This is a genomic window from Herbinix luporum (genome assembly GCF_900070325.1).
Taxonomy (GTDB): Bacteria; Bacillota; Clostridia; order Lachnospirales; family Lachnospiraceae; genus Mobilitalea; species Mobilitalea luporum.
Genome location: NZ_LN879430.1, coordinates 2,021,376 through 2,036,187 on the forward strand (window position 1 = coordinate 2,021,376; position 14,812 = coordinate 2,036,187).

Genomic DNA, 14,812 nt, shown 5'->3' on the forward strand with positions numbered 1-14,812 from the left:
TCAGGATTATAGACCTATACGGTCAATACGCCCGAATCTTTGTATAATTCTAACTGGGTTCCAATGAATATCATAATTTATTAGATAATCGCAGTCCTGAAGGTTCTGGCCTTCAGATATACAGTCCGTTGCTATAAGTATATCTATATATTCACTAACTTCGGGGTATACCTTTGAACATTCCTTAGAGATAGGAGAAAACAAGGTCAATACAGTATTTATATCTGACATCTTAATGGACTTTTTAAGTCCATTTGGTATAGGTAAGTTGGAATAATTATCACCACTACCTGTTACAATAGCCGAATAAATGCCTCTGTTTGCAAAGTGGTCGGCTAGATTTTCATATAAATATCGGGCTGTGTCTGCAAAGGCCGTAAATATGATAACCTTTCTGTTTTCAGGATTTATTGGATTTTGAATTTTGTTTTCTATAAGGGTTTTAAGTTCTATCAGCTTTGCATCTCTATCAGGTGTAACATTCATAGCTTCCAATAAAATAGTTTCCAGCTTGTCCTTATCTAACAATAGATCTTGCTTCCACTTTATTAGGTCCATATCTTGGAGTAATACCTTTACATTGTTGCCAAACATAAGGCTGTCAAACTCTGGGTCGTCTATATCAATATCATTAATATCTAATTCTGCATCATAGTCAAATTGCATTTGTTCTACGGCTTCGATAGCCTTTTCTATTTTATAGAGGATATTCTCAACGGTTAAAGCAAAGGAATTGATAGAGCTTTCCAATCTCTTTAATATACCAACACGCATAAGACCGACAAGACTTTGCTCTCTATCTGTCTGTCTAAAAACACTATTATGTGAACCTACTACCATATCGTATTTTTCTTCATAGGCAGCTCTTTTTTCAGGAAGTACATAACTCAAAGGTGAGTAGACACATAGGGTCAGTTTCTTAATAAGTCTATTGATTTCCTCTATAGGCGGGAACTCGCCTTTGGCATCAATTATTGGATATCTGTTTTCAGGTGGAAGCCTTGTAGGGAACTTGCCTATCTCATCTAAGTTATAATACTTCTCTATATGCTTTCTAGAGCGGGCAATTGTTACGGTATCTAGTAGTTTAAAATAATCTACATCCATCATGTTGACAAAGGTTTCAGTTGTTCTTTCAGAGTCAGGTAGTTCAGACCATCTGTTGAATACGGTTTGTGCCTTTCTAAGGATAAATTCTATACTATCCAGACCCACATTCTTAAAGGCATCATCCCTACCCTCAGTTATAAAGGCGATTTGGTTCTTAATATCATTCATCCTATTATTCACCGGGGTTGCTGATAGCATAAGCACCTTTGTTTTAACACCGGCTTTTATAATATCATTCATAAATCTCTGATAACGAGTTATACGCCCTTTGACTGGTGGGTTGTTCCTAAAATTGTGGCTCTCATCTATTACCACAAGGTCATAATTTGACCAGTTTAAAGTTGCAAGGTTAATCTCACCAGAGTAACCGCTTGTCCTACTAAGGTCAGTGTGGTTAAGAACATCATAATTAAATCTGTCAGCCAAAAAAATATTCCGTTTATCATTCAGGGTATAAATAGTCCAGTTTTCACGAAGTTTCTTGGGCGCAAGTACAAGAACCCTATCATTCCTGAGTTCGTAGTATTTAATTACAGCCAGTGCAGTAAAAGTTTTTCCAAGCCCCACACTGTCAGCTATAATACAGCCATTGTACTTCTCAATCTTATCAATGGCTCCCATAACAGCGTCTTTCTGGAACTTATAAAGCTTATTCCAGATTTGGGTCTCTTTAAAACCTGTACGGCTTTTAACAATGTTATCCTCAGTTAGCTCGTCAAGATAGTCATAGAAGATATTATAAAGAGTAACAAAGTAAATAAACTCTGGAGTATTTTCTTTATATAGGATACGCATTTGCTCAAGAACCTTATCTTTTACATCTTGAACAGCAGTATCATCCTCCCAAAGTTCGTTAAAGGATTGTAAAAAACCAATAGTATAGTCCTTACCATATAAACACATATTACTATCCAATCTGTTGGAAGGAGTAATGCCTAGGCCATCGGAAGTAAAGTCAACAGTTCCGTTTATTGAAACATTATCTTCAGGATTTTCTATGTAAACTAGTCTTGGCTGAGCAGGATTTGCTTGCTTCAATGATTTGAATTCAGCTTTACTTTCTAGCCACTGGGCACATTCCTTTGCTATAGCTGCTTGCTTCATTTCGTTTCTAAGCTTTATCTCAAACTCATTTCCCGATATCTTTTTTTCACTATTTCGCTCTATGTAGTACTCCCTAATAAGTTCTTTACCTTTATTCACGAAAGTTGGTTCCGTAAAAATGAACCTCATATTATCAATTTTACTAAGTTCCTTCTTAAGTTCTGCATAGGCATAGATGGTAAAGTAAGCTGATATAATTGATAGCTTTGATCCCTTTTTAAGTTCCTTCTTTATTTCATCTACAACCCTATGCTTCTTATTATCTAAAACCTTAGGTGGCCTCATATAGTCAACCCTCCAACACAATTATATTGTATTCAAGATTAATTCTCTTTCTTACTTCAGTTTTCTCTACAACCTCCTTTAATAAATACTTTTTTATCATATAGTAATTATAATATATACATTGGACACATGATGTCCCTTTCATGAAAAAAGTCGAAACTTCTCATAACCTCTATTATATTTTATATTCTAATTAAACTCAAATCCTGACAATATTTTAATTCTTTGCATTATTTTCCATCACCAACCATGTAGTTTATGAAACAATTTCTTGATAAATCAATATATCCTTGGTGCCTAAGAACCAAGAATATAATCCTAAAACAAACACAGACATAGTACATTATTCATTATTTGCACTGTGTCTGTGTTCTTCTTCTATCCCTTATAATAAACCATCTACTATACAGTTAAATCCATCTAACATCTTTACCAACTTTTATTCCCTAATATCATTAGTTATATCCCCATCTCCATTAACCGGTATGCTTTCCCCCAGATATGTGGGCTTAGGTCTAGCTATCACATAGAAAAAATCCTTAACCCGTGCTAGAACTTCCCTTGCATCCCGTCCACTTTGTCCATAATACTCCCGTGGACTTGAAGCTACACCATAGGCTTCTATTCCCAACTTCTCAGCCACATACAAGGCCCTATACAAATGATATTTTTGTGTAACTATAATTATTTTATCTGCTTTAAATATTTCTTTTGCACGATACAGACTCTCATAAGTAGAAAAACCTGCATGATCCATAAATATATCCGAAGAAGGAACCCCCTCATTAATTGCAAATCCTTTCATAACATTGACTTCATCATAGTTTTTTCTTCCATGGTCTCCACTCATTAGTAAACGATTAGAAGCCCCCATCTTATATAAATCTACGGCAAATCTGAGACGATCTTCCAACATATGAGTTGGTCTATCCCCCCACACACCTGCTCCTAATACAAGGATACAGTCTATCTCTTCTAAATCAGCCGCTTCTTCCGGAGATATAATATACCTTTTAACAGAATTTTTTACATATCCATTAATACCAAAAACTCCGATTGTGCCAAGTAATCCTAATATTACTAAAATAACTAAAACTATTTTTATCCCTTTATTTGTACTGGCCTTAAACATTTCATAATCCTTTCCTTTTCATATTAGCAAATATCTTTTATAAATTCTTTTTTGCTTAATTTTGTCAGGATAATTATATCTTATTTTATATTAAAACGGTAGTACCAAACTAATTTAATATATATATATTGTATTTTATTGTTTATTTTTTCTTATTTTTGGCAATTATTGTTGACTTGGGAAAATTTGTATGTTAAAATGTTTGTACAATAATAAAAAAGGAGGTAGATACTATGAAAAGAAGTTTCAAAAACACTCTCAAAATTGGTTTTGTTATTGCATGCATAATGACTCTCTTCTGTGCTAACATTGGAGCGGCATCTGCAGCATACGAACCACCAAAAATGCCTAGGGTTTTTTCCTTCAAGGCTAGTTCTACCAACGTAACGATGGGTGAAACAGTAGTTCTATCATGGATTACTGCCAATGCTACTAGCGTCGAGATTATTGGACTTGAAAAAACACCTGAAGAAGCTTTACCTCTAATTGGAAGTATTGAAGTTTGGCCTCTTGCCAGCACATCTTATGTATTAATTGCCAAAGGTCCTGGCGGCGTAGTCAGTCAGACCGTGACAGTTAATGTTGAAGCTAGTGGAGATGTAGAAATTGAATATTTCAAAGCTTCCAGCAGCAACATTTTATTAGGAGAAACAGTTACATTATCCTGGAAAACATGCTGTGCAAAAAGCATCAAGATTATCGGTCTTGAAAAAGAACCGGAAGAGACCTTACCTTTATCCGGTACTCTTGAAGTATTCCCCATGGCTACAACCACCTACATATTACAAGCAGTAGGATTTAATGGTGAAATGGTAACAAAGACCGTGACAGTTAATGTAAATCAAGCCAAACCGGCTGAAATAAAATATTTTACAGCCTCACCTGAGGAATGTTATGAAGGGGAGGATGTAACATTATCTTGGAGCGTAGAAAATGCAAAAGCAATCGCAATCCGCGACCTTAAAACCGGTCTTGCTGCTACCGATTCCATAGTTGTAAATCCTACATCAACAACCACATATGTATTAGAGGCATACGGATACGATGGTAGCCATGTTACAGCTGAGGTTACGGTAAATGTTAAGGAAAAACCTGTTATCACAAGCTTTACTGCTAGTGCAACCGAAGTATCTAAGGGTCAATTGGTAACTCTTAAGTGGACAACCGAAAATGCTACTAAGTGTGAGATCGTAACCAATGACGGATTAGTACTTCCTAACAGACCTGCAAATGGTCAGATTTCTATAACTCCTAATCATACAAGAACCTTTACCTTAAAGGCTTATGATGGAGATACAGTAATAGCCGAACAAAGCATTACTATAACAGTTAAGTAGCATGATTTTAGGGGACAATATAAAAATATTGTCCCCTAAAATCACGGTTTACTTATCACTACCCTCTTCTATCTATATATATATTTATACGTAGTTTATATACAAATCAAAATTACCTCTAATAAGGTACTTTTCGAGTATATAATTAAAATACTTTTATACGATAAATTATAATTAGGAGGCTCTTTAAATGAAAAAATTTACGGCAGTTTTTATGATGATTGTTATGATTTTATTAAACAGTTCAACCTGTTTTGCTGATTCCACTGACTATAGCGATAATAGTGACTACACTGACTATAGTGATGATAGTGATTACACTGACTATAGTGATGACAGTGACTACACTGACTACAGTGATAACAGTGATAACAGTGATTACACTTACTACAGTGATAACAGTGATCACACTGACTATAGTGATGACAGTGATCACACTGACTATAGTGATGTTACAACTAGTAAAGATAATCAATATATTTCAACTTCCAGTTTTTCAAGTTTTGCGGAAGCAAAAGAACATATACTAGACAATATTAATTTTAAAAATTTAAATATGGTTGGAGAAAATTCTCATTGGCATGTATCCTTAAGTATAAGTAATACTTATACATTTGATGGAACCGTATTTCCTATAGCAATCCTAACTGTAAAACCCAAGCAATCTTATAATGGTTTGGTCACATTACAACTATATACTTATAAAGGATATGCAAGCTATAATATGTGGCAAACCGATGATAATCCAATTAGAATCGTTACTAGTTATCCCATACCAAAAATTCATAACAGTACATATATATTAATTCAAAGTTCTCAAAGTTATATTACAGACATGATAGTTCTAACACAAAAATACCCGGCTGATATGACAATTTCCTTATCTAAGGCAACAGAATTACTTATTAATGAATATTATAAAACTTTCGGAACCTATCCCGGTAAGAACTTCACATACTCAGCTGAAATAATAAATGGTGACTGGTATGTCTATTATGATGATAATGACGGGATTGGCGGAACTTCATGTCTATGGATTGATGGAAAAACCGGTAAAACTGACGGCATAAAAACAGATGAATAGTTTGATTTAGTACTAGGAAAATAAATGAATAGGGGCTGTTACAACTCTTGTGTCTTAACAAGGAACAGCCCCATTCATTTTAGTTTGTCCATATTAAAAAAAGTTAACATAATTTTTAATTTCCCCCTTGCATTATTTTAGTTTTTATATTATACTAATTCTTGCGTTTGGAAAATAACTAATATGCGCGAGTGGCTCAGTGGTAGAGCATCGCCTTGCCAAGGCGAGGGCCGCGGGTTCGAATCCCGTCTCGCGCTTATTTAATCCCTTGATTTTCAAGGGATTTTTTGTTGTTTTGATTTCACCACTCCTATGGCGGATATAAGACAAAAATGGTGTGTTCCAATTATATAATTTTTAATTTATAGGTCACTAAATTGCTATTTTATTATGGGAAAGCTACTAAAATCAGGCTTTCCTCTTTTTTATGTCTAAAAATTATGTGTAAACTAAAATCGCCATAATGCTTTGTCCATATAGTCACTATTCTTTTCGAAAACCAATTCCGTCCTCTCTTACTTTGGCAGCTTCTATACTGGCATTTATGATAATAAATTTGTCAATTTAAAATTTTAATTGACAAATTTAGCCAAATATACTATATTGTTAATTAAAGGCAATATAAGTAAAATTATGAAAGGAAGGGTGTTTATGATAAGAAAAATCCGTAAGAAATTCCTTACAAAATCTATCGTATCCATGGTATTAATCTTAGGCCTTATCTTATCACCTATGAAAATGACAGGTAATTTACAGACAGCTCAAGCAGAAGAAAAGTATAACTACGCAAAAGCCCTCCAACTATCCATGTATTTTTATGATGCCAATATGTGCGGAGAAGGTATTAGTGGGGGCGCTCTGTCCTGGCGTGGAGACTGCCACACCGAAGACAAGCAAATTCCCCTGAAACCTCAAGATGATAAGGGATATGGGACAAACCTATCCGCCGCTTTTATCTCTGCCAACAAGGATGTCTTAGATCCGGACGGTGACGGATATGTGGATTTATGTGGTGGCTTCCACGATGCCGGTGACCATGTTCAATTTGGTTTACCCCAAAGTTATTCCGGTTCAACCTTAGGATGGGGTTATTATGAATTTAGACAAGCTTACATTGACATTGGTGAACAAGATCATATTGAAAACATTTTAAGAAAATTTAATGATTACTTTTTAAAATGTACCTTTAGAGACAAAGATGGTAAAGTTGTAGCCTTTGCCTATCAAGTAGGTGACGGTACATCAGATCATACCTATTGGGGACCTCCTGAATTTCAGACAACTCCAAGACCTGCCTGGTTTGCCACATCTGAAACCCCTGCCAGCGATCAATGTGCAGGTGCCGCTGCTTCTTTAGCTATCAACTATCTGAATTTCAAAGGCACAGATCCCGATTATGCAGAAGAATGTCTAGATACTGCCATAGCCTTATATGAATTTGCAAAAGAAAACCGGGGACTTGGTTTTTCCGGAGGCTTCTATAACTCCAGCTTTGATGAAGATGAAATGTCATGGGCAGCTGTATGGTTAAATATCGCCACAGGGGATATGTCCTATATCGATGACATTACATCGGTTACAGCTGATGGAGTATATACTGGATATCTAAGTAGAATTATTGAAACCACTGACAGCACTTGGCAAAACATCTGGGTTCATTCTTGGGACACTGTTTGGGGCGGAGTATTCGCTAAATTAGCTCCGATTACCAACGACCCGGAACACTGGTACTTTTTCCGTTGGAACTTAGAATATTGGTCCGATGTACCCCATGAAGATCCCAATGATACTACATATATGGCAGCTACTCCCGCCGGCTTTAAGGTAATCAACACCTGGGGCTCAGCCCGGTATAATACAGCAGCACAATTATGCGCTCTGGTTTACAACAAATATAAACCACACCAGGGCTTTGTAGATTGGTGTAAGAGTCAAATGGACTATATCCTAGGTGACAATCCTATGGATCGTTGTTACCTGGTAGGTTATGCAGAAAACTCTGCTAAGCACCCTCATCATAGAGCTTCCCATGGATCTCTAACCAATAGCATGGAAGATCCTGTGGAACAAAAACATGTACTTTGGGGTGCTTTAGTAGGGGGACCGGACGGTGAAGACTATCATGTTGATTCAACCACCGATTACGTCTACAATGAAGTGACCATTGACTATAATGCCGGTTTTGTCGGTGCCTTAGCCGCCCTTTATCTAATATACGGAGAAGGCCAAGAACCGGATCCTACTGTTCCCATTTACCAGGTAGATGAAATGCCTTTCTTTGTACATGGAAAAATCGAACAAGAAAATAACGAGAGAACTCAACTTACCATAGAAGTAACCAATGATACCAGTTGTCCTCCGAGAAAAATCTCTACCCTTAAAGCAAGATATTTCTTTAATATTACAGAGATGATAGAAAAAGGACAATCCATAGAAGATGTTAGCGTTCAGGTTATGTATGATCAAACCTTGGTAGTTGACGGTTCTGCCGTTAAGATAAGTGATCCTTTTGTATGGGATGAGGAAGCAGGAATATACTATATAGAACTGGATTGGTCCGGTATTAGCTTCCATGGAAGCAGAGAACTTCAAATAGCTTTAGTACCGGCTCAGGACTCCTCTTACAAGTTCAACTGGGATCCTACCAATGACCCTAGTAGAGAAGGATTATCCAAGACCAAATCCATGACTGGCAATATTCCTCTTTATGTGGACGATGCTTTAGTGTATGGTAATGAGCCTAAAAAAACCGCCTCTGTGGATATAAAACTTACAAAACCTACTAGCGGAACAGTTTATGATTATACATCAAGTCAAACTCCAATTACTTTAGAAGCTCAGGTTGAGTCCACCGAAACAAAGGTTACTAAGGTGGAATTCTACGCCGACAATGAAAAAATTGGAGAAGATACTACTGCACCCTATACTATGACTTATCTACCAAAACAATCAGGAAGTGCAATTAAGAGAATTGCTTTGACTGCTAAAGCATTAACCGAAGATGGAATAAGCGCTAGCAGCAATGTTGTTAACCTTATAGTAAAATTTGAGGAAGGTCAGGATGAAGCATTCATTTCAATTACAAGTCCGACAGAGGGAACTGTACTTGACTTAGGTACCGGTAGCAAATCGGTAAATGTAATAGTTGAAGGTAGTGGTGCTATTGATGCCATTACAGATATAGAAGTATTTGCTAATGGAGTTAAAATAGGTGAAGCAAATGATAGCATATGTAATGCAATCTATACTGCTCCCACGGACAGAAGCTTATATACTGATGGTTTTCTTGATGTAGAATTTACTGCTAAAGCCACTTTAATTACCGGTGAAGTTATCAGCTGCGATTCGGTTTCAATAAGGGTAAAATATTCTGCCGATATAGGAAGCAGTGACCTGAAAATGGAGGTAGATGGTTTAGGTTCTGCAAGTACCAATACAATCAGTAGAAAGTTCACTCTAACCAACACCGGTAATAAAAATATTGATTTAGCAGATGTAGCCATCCGTTATTATTTTACTAAGGATGTAAGCGCTAATCTTGCCTTCTACTGTGACCATTCCGGACTTGAATTAAATAGCGCACCTTGGTATGAAAGTGTATCCGATGGAATAGTGGGACAATTTTTCACTATGGATAAGGCTGTGGAAGGGGCAGATACCTATTTAGAAATTTCCTTTGACGGAGTTACTAAGCCCCTTGCTCCCGGTAAAAAAATAGAATGCGAAATTCGAATAGCCAATAGCTCCTGGGCTAACTTTAATCAGGAAAATGACTATTCCTACAATGAACCTAACCATATTCTTCTTTTGGTAAACGATTTTGTAGTAAGCGGAGTTGCTCCAAAATAATATGGCTCACCCCAATTATTTAATGTTTTAATTAAAGAGACATCTTCTTCTATGGTCTTGATACATCTATAGAAAGAAGATGTCTCTTTACTAGTAGAATCAAAATTATTGTAGTCTAATTTTTATTATCACTGCAGGGACATAGTTTAAATTATTTATATAATTTACCTAAAATCTAATGTCTCTTTGTAAGGAATTTTATGTTTTATTATTCCATTTATTGTGATATTATAATAAGTAATTCAAAATGTCTAATCATAATAATCAACATTAGATAACATCGTAACTCATTATGTTTTTTACTATTATTCTATACTATCATATAAAGTTTAAAAAAAGTGAGGTTATATAATGAAAATACTTGTAACTGCCGGAGATACCTATGAACCCATTGATGATGTCCGTAAAGTAACCCATATGGCAACCGGCCGACTTGGAAGTTTAATTGCTGATGAATTTGCCAAACAGGGGGCGAAAGTAACCTTTATTTGCGGAGAGCACTCTATACGGCCAACTTTAAAGATGGAAAAAATTATAGAAATTCAAGGTGTAGTATCATTACAAAAAACTTTAAAAGACCTTTTGTCCCATACTCAGTTTGATAGCCTTGTTCATAGTATGGCTGTCAGTGATTATACAATACGAGGACTAGTGACAGAAGATGATCTTATAAAGAAATTTCTTAAAATTATCCCTTACATAAAAAACATCAGTAACCAAAAAGAAATGTTTTCATATATCAAAGAAGCATTTAGTAGTGCCTTGTATAATGCCGAGGGAAAAATCAGCTCCGATTATGAATCACTGCTTGTATTTATGGATAGAGCACCTAAAGTTATTTCTTGTGTAAAGCAAATGCAGCCAAATACCATACTGGTGGGCTTTAAATTATTATCTAATGTAGATGAAGAAACCTTAGTAGCAGCAGCTAAGGAGCAAATGCAATTATCCGGCAGTGATTTTGTACTGGCAAACGATCTTGCTGATATTGACGGTGATAATCATAAAGGGTTGCTTATTAGTTCCAAGGGTATTATAGATAGACCTGCAACAAAACAGGATATTGCAAAATCTATTGTAAATCATGTTACTAATTGCATAGGGAGGGATTAAAAATGTATACCACCGATACAAGTTCTATTAAAACAAAACAGCTGGTGATATTATCTATGTTTAGCGCTATTATTATTCTTATGGCCGCTACCCCTATAGGATTTATCCATTTGGGCTTTGTTAAAGCCACAATTATACATATACCGGTTACTGTCGGTTCTATTATACTAGGACCAAAAATGGGAGCCATGCTTGGCTTTGTCTTTGGAGCAAGCAGTTTAATCACCAACACTATATCTCCTGTTATATCATCCTTTGTATTCTCTCCTTTAATTCCTGTACCCGGTACATCAAGCGGCAGTCCTTGGGCCTTATTAATATGCTTTATTCCAAGAATTTTAGTAGGTGTTATTCCCTGGTATGTATACCGGTTATTAAATAAATTAGTAAAAGATATCAGGCTTAACATTATTTCCTTGGCAGTAGCCGCCGTAGCAGGCTCTGCTACTAACACTCTCTTGGTAACTCATCTTATTTATTTTTTATTTAAGAAAGAGTATGCCATAGCACGGGGGGTTGCAGAAAATGCGGTTTACAAAGTTATTACATCAATTATTATAGGCAATGGTATTCCTGAAGCTGTGGTTGCTGCCATAGTTACAACCCTTGTTTGCAAAACTTTATTTGTAGTATTAAATAAGAATCAGTAATACAAAAAAGCATCTACAGATTCCTATTTTGTAGATGCTTTTTTATTTTTATCCTATTTGGGATATCTTGTTACTGATTAAAATAAATGCTATAATAGGTATTGCTTTTTAAAAACTCTATAAGAATATAAATCAACTTAATATGGAGACTAATAATGAAAAGAAGAAGAAAAGATGATTTTAAATATGGAATAAAACGGGGGCTGCCTATCGCCCTTGGATATATCCCCGTTTCATTTACTTTTGGGCTTATGGCTGTTTCAGGAGGAATCCCTGTCTGGATGGCTGTTTTTATTTCCTTATCTAATCTAACCTCTGCAGGACAGTTTGCAGGAACTAATCTGATTATAGGGGGAGCCGGTTATTTAGAAATTATATTAACAACATTTATTATTAACATCCGCTATATGTTAATGTCACTTTCATTGACCCAAAAGCTAGATAGCAGCATCACTTTCCCTAAACGGTTTATAATCGGTTACGGTATAACAGATGAGATATTTACTGTTGCCTCAGTGGAAGAAACCTCCCTTACATTTCCTTATTTTATCGGTCTTATAATAGGACCTGTCCTTGGTTGGACAAGCGGTACGGCTCTTGGGGCTATCATCTGTTCTGCCTTGCCGGAAAGTTTAGGGAGTGCCATGGGCATAGCATTATACGGAATGTTTATTGCTATTGTTCTTCCTGTAGCTAAAAAATCAAAACCTGTAATAATAACAGTTGCAATATCTGTAATAGCTATCTGTATTCTTAAATATATACCAATATTTAAGGCCATATCATCCGGTTTTCGTGTTATTATTGCAACTATTATCGGTGCCGGAATCTCAGCTTTTCTTTTTCCTATTGAAGAAAATCCCGGTACAGAACATAAAGATTAAGGAGAAATTGACCAATGAATTTAAAATACGCCTTTATATCAGTTATTCTTATGGCAATGGTAACCTATATACCCAGGGTTCTTCCTATCGTAATATTTCGAAAAGAAATTAAATCTAAATATATAAAATCTTTTTTACATTACGTGCCCTTTGCAGTATTAGGAGCCTTAACCTTTCCCGATATTTTTTATTCCACGGGAAATATTGCCACAGCTATATGTGGCACAATTGTTGCACTTTTCTTGGCATATAAGGAAAAAAGCTTAGTTGTGGTTGCTATTGGAGCAATCCTTACAGTTTACCTTGCCGGATTTATATTTTAAAAGTACCAGGTACTGTTAGCAAACTGCGAACAACCTGTTCATAATTTGCTAACAGTACCTGGTACCTTTTTTAAATAAAATAACAAATCAGATATAATGCTAATAAATGAAGGGGATAGAAAAAATAAAATTCATATTTTAAATTAAGGCCACGTTCACCCTTATAGGCTCTTACAAAAAATATATTAAATAATGCTGCCAGCTCAATTATTGATATAAAACATAAGGTGATAGCTCCTGCCAACACTGATTTAACATAGGAATTTCGAAAGTAATACATAATCACTATGGTAAGGACCCCAAATCCTGCATAATCAGTCTGAAGAATCTGAGCCAGGATCATGCCGACTGCTAATACCAGAATATCGGCAAAGTATATACTCCACTTTTGATTTCTTTTACTAAGTATCAAGTAGAGTATTACCATTATTAAACTTAATAGGGCAGCTATAATTATTAAGACACTATATTCGTACTTGATTATGCCTGAAAATGTATATGTCAGTGTACATCCGGCTGCTATTGCTCCTGCCACAGCCAATATTGGCAGCCAATTCTTTTCCTTTCCCTTTTCATCTATCAAGCTGAATGCTTGCAATACCAGCAGGCCAATTAATAGGGTAAAGAATACATTTTGATGGCTTTTCTCAAAGAAAGTATTATAAAAAGCTAAATCAAATGGGATTTCAGATATTAATGCAAATATAAAAAGCCGAAGGGCATACTTCCACCGATTGCTGGTATGTTGAAATCCTTCTATTAGCAAAAAGCAAAATATAGGAAAAGCAAGTCTACCTATTATTCTAAATGCACCATATGAGAATATCAAAGAAGAATTCTGGGCAAAAAAATCTTTCATCCTCTCAAAATCATTGGGGTCTATTTTATCCAGCCCTTTTATCTGTAACATTTTATTTATTATTGTGGCAGCTGAATGATCTAAAAACATTGTAATAATTGCAATAATTTTTAAGGTGCTGCCACTGATACCCTTGCCCTGTTTATCACTGGTAAATCCATATCTTACCGAACTATTCCTTTTCATCCATACCTCCGGTTATTCTTAAGTCATATCAGATTTAATGTGTATATTTTCTATGTATACTTACCTATAATCTACAATGTATACAAGGCTCCTTTAAAGCATAAATTTTTCTATAACATGGGCTACTCCATCCTCTTCATTTGATAAGGTAATATAATCAGCTACTGCTTTTACATCCTCCGTTGCATTGGCCATAGCCACACCCAAGCCTGCATATTGTATCATTGCAATATCATTTCCGGCATCCCCTACAGATATGACTTCTTCCGCTTTTATACCTAGCTCCTTGGCAATAATAGATACCCCTGCTCCTTTATTAACACTCTTATCTAAAAATTCTAAGAAAATAGGGGCACTTCTTAGTATTGAGTATTTATCCTTAACCCATTGGGGAATAAGGGGAATAATACTGTCTAATTTTTTAGGGTCATCTATCAACATTACCTTAACAATTTTAGTAGAAGTATCCACATCCTCTACCGGGCCTTCAACAACAGGAATTTTATTTATGCTTGATTCTATTCCGGTATATGGATTATTCTTTGGGGTAAGTACGCTGCTTTCAGTAAGGGCATGGATATTTACCCCCAGCTGTTTACTTACTTCATATAACTCTTTATAGGAATCCAGGGATAAGGGCTTATCATATAGAATTTTATCTCCCTTGGTATTTTGAACTAAAGCTCCGTTATAAGTAACCACATAATTATCATCATCAAGCAAATCTAACATCTCAATATAAGGAATTATACCCCGTAAGGGTCTTCCGGTAGCCAGTACAATTTTTTTACCCATTTCCTTTAATTTGCTTATATTTTCACGGCATCTTTTTGATATTTCCTTTTTTTCGTTTAGGATTGTACCGTCCATATCTACTGCTATTAATTTGTACATAC

11 protein-coding genes and 1 tRNA gene are annotated in these 14,812 nt (G+C 35.6%); 8 read left to right on the top strand and 4 right to left on the bottom strand.

All coding sequences use genetic code 11. The features are described 5' to 3' along the window. Positions 1 to 6 precede the first annotated feature (6 nt). Positions 7 to 2,499 carry a helicase-related protein gene (locus SD1D_RS09375; RefSeq protein WP_242955211.1) on the bottom strand — a complete coding sequence of 831 codons (2,493 nt, stop codon included), beginning with the start codon at positions 2,497 to 2,499 and terminating at the stop codon, positions 7 to 9. 439 nt (positions 2,500 to 2,938) lie between these two features. Continuing rightward, on the bottom strand, positions 2,939 to 3,631 hold the full coding sequence (locus tag SD1D_RS09380) for a SanA/YdcF family protein (protein ID WP_058258669.1): 693 nt from the start codon (positions 3,629 to 3,631) through the stop codon (positions 2,939 to 2,941). 233 nt (positions 3,632 to 3,864) lie between these two features. On the opposite strand from SD1D_RS09380, the gene SD1D_RS09385 reads away from it, so the two are divergent. From SD1D_RS09385 to SD1D_RS09420, 8 genes are all read left to right on the top strand, one after another. Beyond that, positions 3,865 to 4,968 (top strand): hypothetical protein, encoded by a 1,104-nt coding sequence (locus SD1D_RS09385; RefSeq protein ID WP_058258670.1) that lies wholly within the window; start codon positions 3,865 to 3,867, stop codon positions 4,966 to 4,968. 190 nt (positions 4,969 to 5,158) lie between these two features. Further along, complete coding sequence (locus SD1D_RS09390) at positions 5,159 to 6,052, top strand: hypothetical protein (protein WP_058258671.1); 894 nt, start codon at positions 5,159 to 5,161, stop codon at positions 6,050 to 6,052. A 185-nt stretch (positions 6,053 to 6,237) separates the two neighbouring features. Continuing rightward, positions 6,238 to 6,309, top strand: a tRNA-Gly gene (locus SD1D_RS09395). 394 nt (positions 6,310 to 6,703) lie between these two features. Beyond that, entirely contained in the window at positions 6,704 to 9,901 is a 3,198-nt protein-coding gene (locus SD1D_RS12200; protein ID WP_058258672.1) for a glycoside hydrolase family 9 protein, read from the top strand. A 351-nt stretch (positions 9,902 to 10,252) separates the two neighbouring features. After that, complete coding sequence (locus SD1D_RS09405) at positions 10,253 to 11,014, top strand: phosphopantothenoylcysteine decarboxylase domain-containing protein (protein WP_058258673.1); 762 nt, start codon at positions 10,253 to 10,255, stop codon at positions 11,012 to 11,014. A 2-nt stretch (positions 11,015 to 11,016) separates the two neighbouring features. Then, a complete protein-coding gene (locus tag SD1D_RS09410; protein WP_058258674.1) occupies positions 11,017 to 11,664 on the top strand; it encodes an ECF transporter S component in 648 nt (215 codons plus the stop codon). A 155-nt stretch (positions 11,665 to 11,819) separates the two neighbouring features. Continuing rightward, a complete protein-coding gene (locus tag SD1D_RS09415) occupies positions 11,820 to 12,548 on the top strand; it encodes an AzlC family ABC transporter permease (RefSeq protein ID WP_058258675.1) in 729 nt (242 codons plus the stop codon). A 14-nt stretch (positions 12,549 to 12,562) separates the two neighbouring features. Next, positions 12,563 to 12,871, top strand: coding sequence for an AzlD domain-containing protein (locus SD1D_RS09420; RefSeq protein ID WP_058258676.1), 309 nt, complete (start codon positions 12,563 to 12,565; stop codon positions 12,869 to 12,871). 70 nt (positions 12,872 to 12,941) lie between these two features. Here SD1D_RS09420 and SD1D_RS09425 read toward each other — a convergent pair whose 3' ends face one another. Both SD1D_RS09425 and yidA read right to left on the bottom strand, forming a co-directional pair. Continuing rightward, positions 12,942 to 13,916, bottom strand: a complete 975-nt coding sequence (locus SD1D_RS09425) for a TraX family protein (protein ID WP_058258677.1) — start codon at positions 13,914 to 13,916, stop codon at positions 12,942 to 12,944. Positions 13,917 to 14,009: 93 nt separating this feature from the next. Beyond that, positions 14,010 to 14,810 (bottom strand): sugar-phosphatase, encoded by an 801-nt coding sequence (yidA, locus tag SD1D_RS09430; protein ID WP_058258678.1) that lies wholly within the window; start codon positions 14,808 to 14,810, stop codon positions 14,010 to 14,012. Positions 14,811 to 14,812: the final 2 nt, after the last annotated feature.

Excerpts from the sequence above, each read along its gene's own strand:
- SD1D_RS09375 (WP_242955211.1), bottom strand. The coding sequence starts at position 2,499 with ATGAGGCCACCTAAGGTTTTAGATAATAAGAAGCATAGGGTTGTAGAT.
- SD1D_RS09380 (WP_058258669.1), bottom strand. The coding sequence starts at position 3,631 with ATGTTTAAGGCCAGTACAAATAAAGGGATAAAAATAGTTTTAGTTATT.
- SD1D_RS09385 (WP_058258670.1), top strand. The coding sequence starts at position 3,865 with ATGAAAAGAAGTTTCAAAAACACTCTCAAAATTGGTTTTGTTATTGCA.
- SD1D_RS09390 (WP_058258671.1), top strand. The coding sequence starts at position 5,159 with ATGAAAAAATTTACGGCAGTTTTTATGATGATTGTTATGATTTTATTA.
- SD1D_RS12200 (WP_058258672.1), top strand. The coding sequence starts at position 6,704 with ATGATAAGAAAAATCCGTAAGAAATTCCTTACAAAATCTATCGTATCC.
- SD1D_RS09405 (WP_058258673.1), top strand. The coding sequence starts at position 10,253 with ATGAAAATACTTGTAACTGCCGGAGATACCTATGAACCCATTGATGAT.
- SD1D_RS09410 (WP_058258674.1), top strand. The coding sequence starts at position 11,017 with ATGTATACCACCGATACAAGTTCTATTAAAACAAAACAGCTGGTGATA.
- SD1D_RS09415 (WP_058258675.1), top strand. The coding sequence starts at position 11,820 with ATGAAAAGAAGAAGAAAAGATGATTTTAAATATGGAATAAAACGGGGG.
- SD1D_RS09420 (WP_058258676.1), top strand. The coding sequence starts at position 12,563 with ATGAATTTAAAATACGCCTTTATATCAGTTATTCTTATGGCAATGGTA.
- SD1D_RS09425 (WP_058258677.1), bottom strand. The coding sequence starts at position 13,916 with ATGAAAAGGAATAGTTCGGTAAGATATGGATTTACCAGTGATAAACAG.
- yidA (WP_058258678.1), bottom strand. The coding sequence starts at position 14,810 with ATGTACAAATTAATAGCAGTAGATATGGACGGTACAATCCTAAACGAA.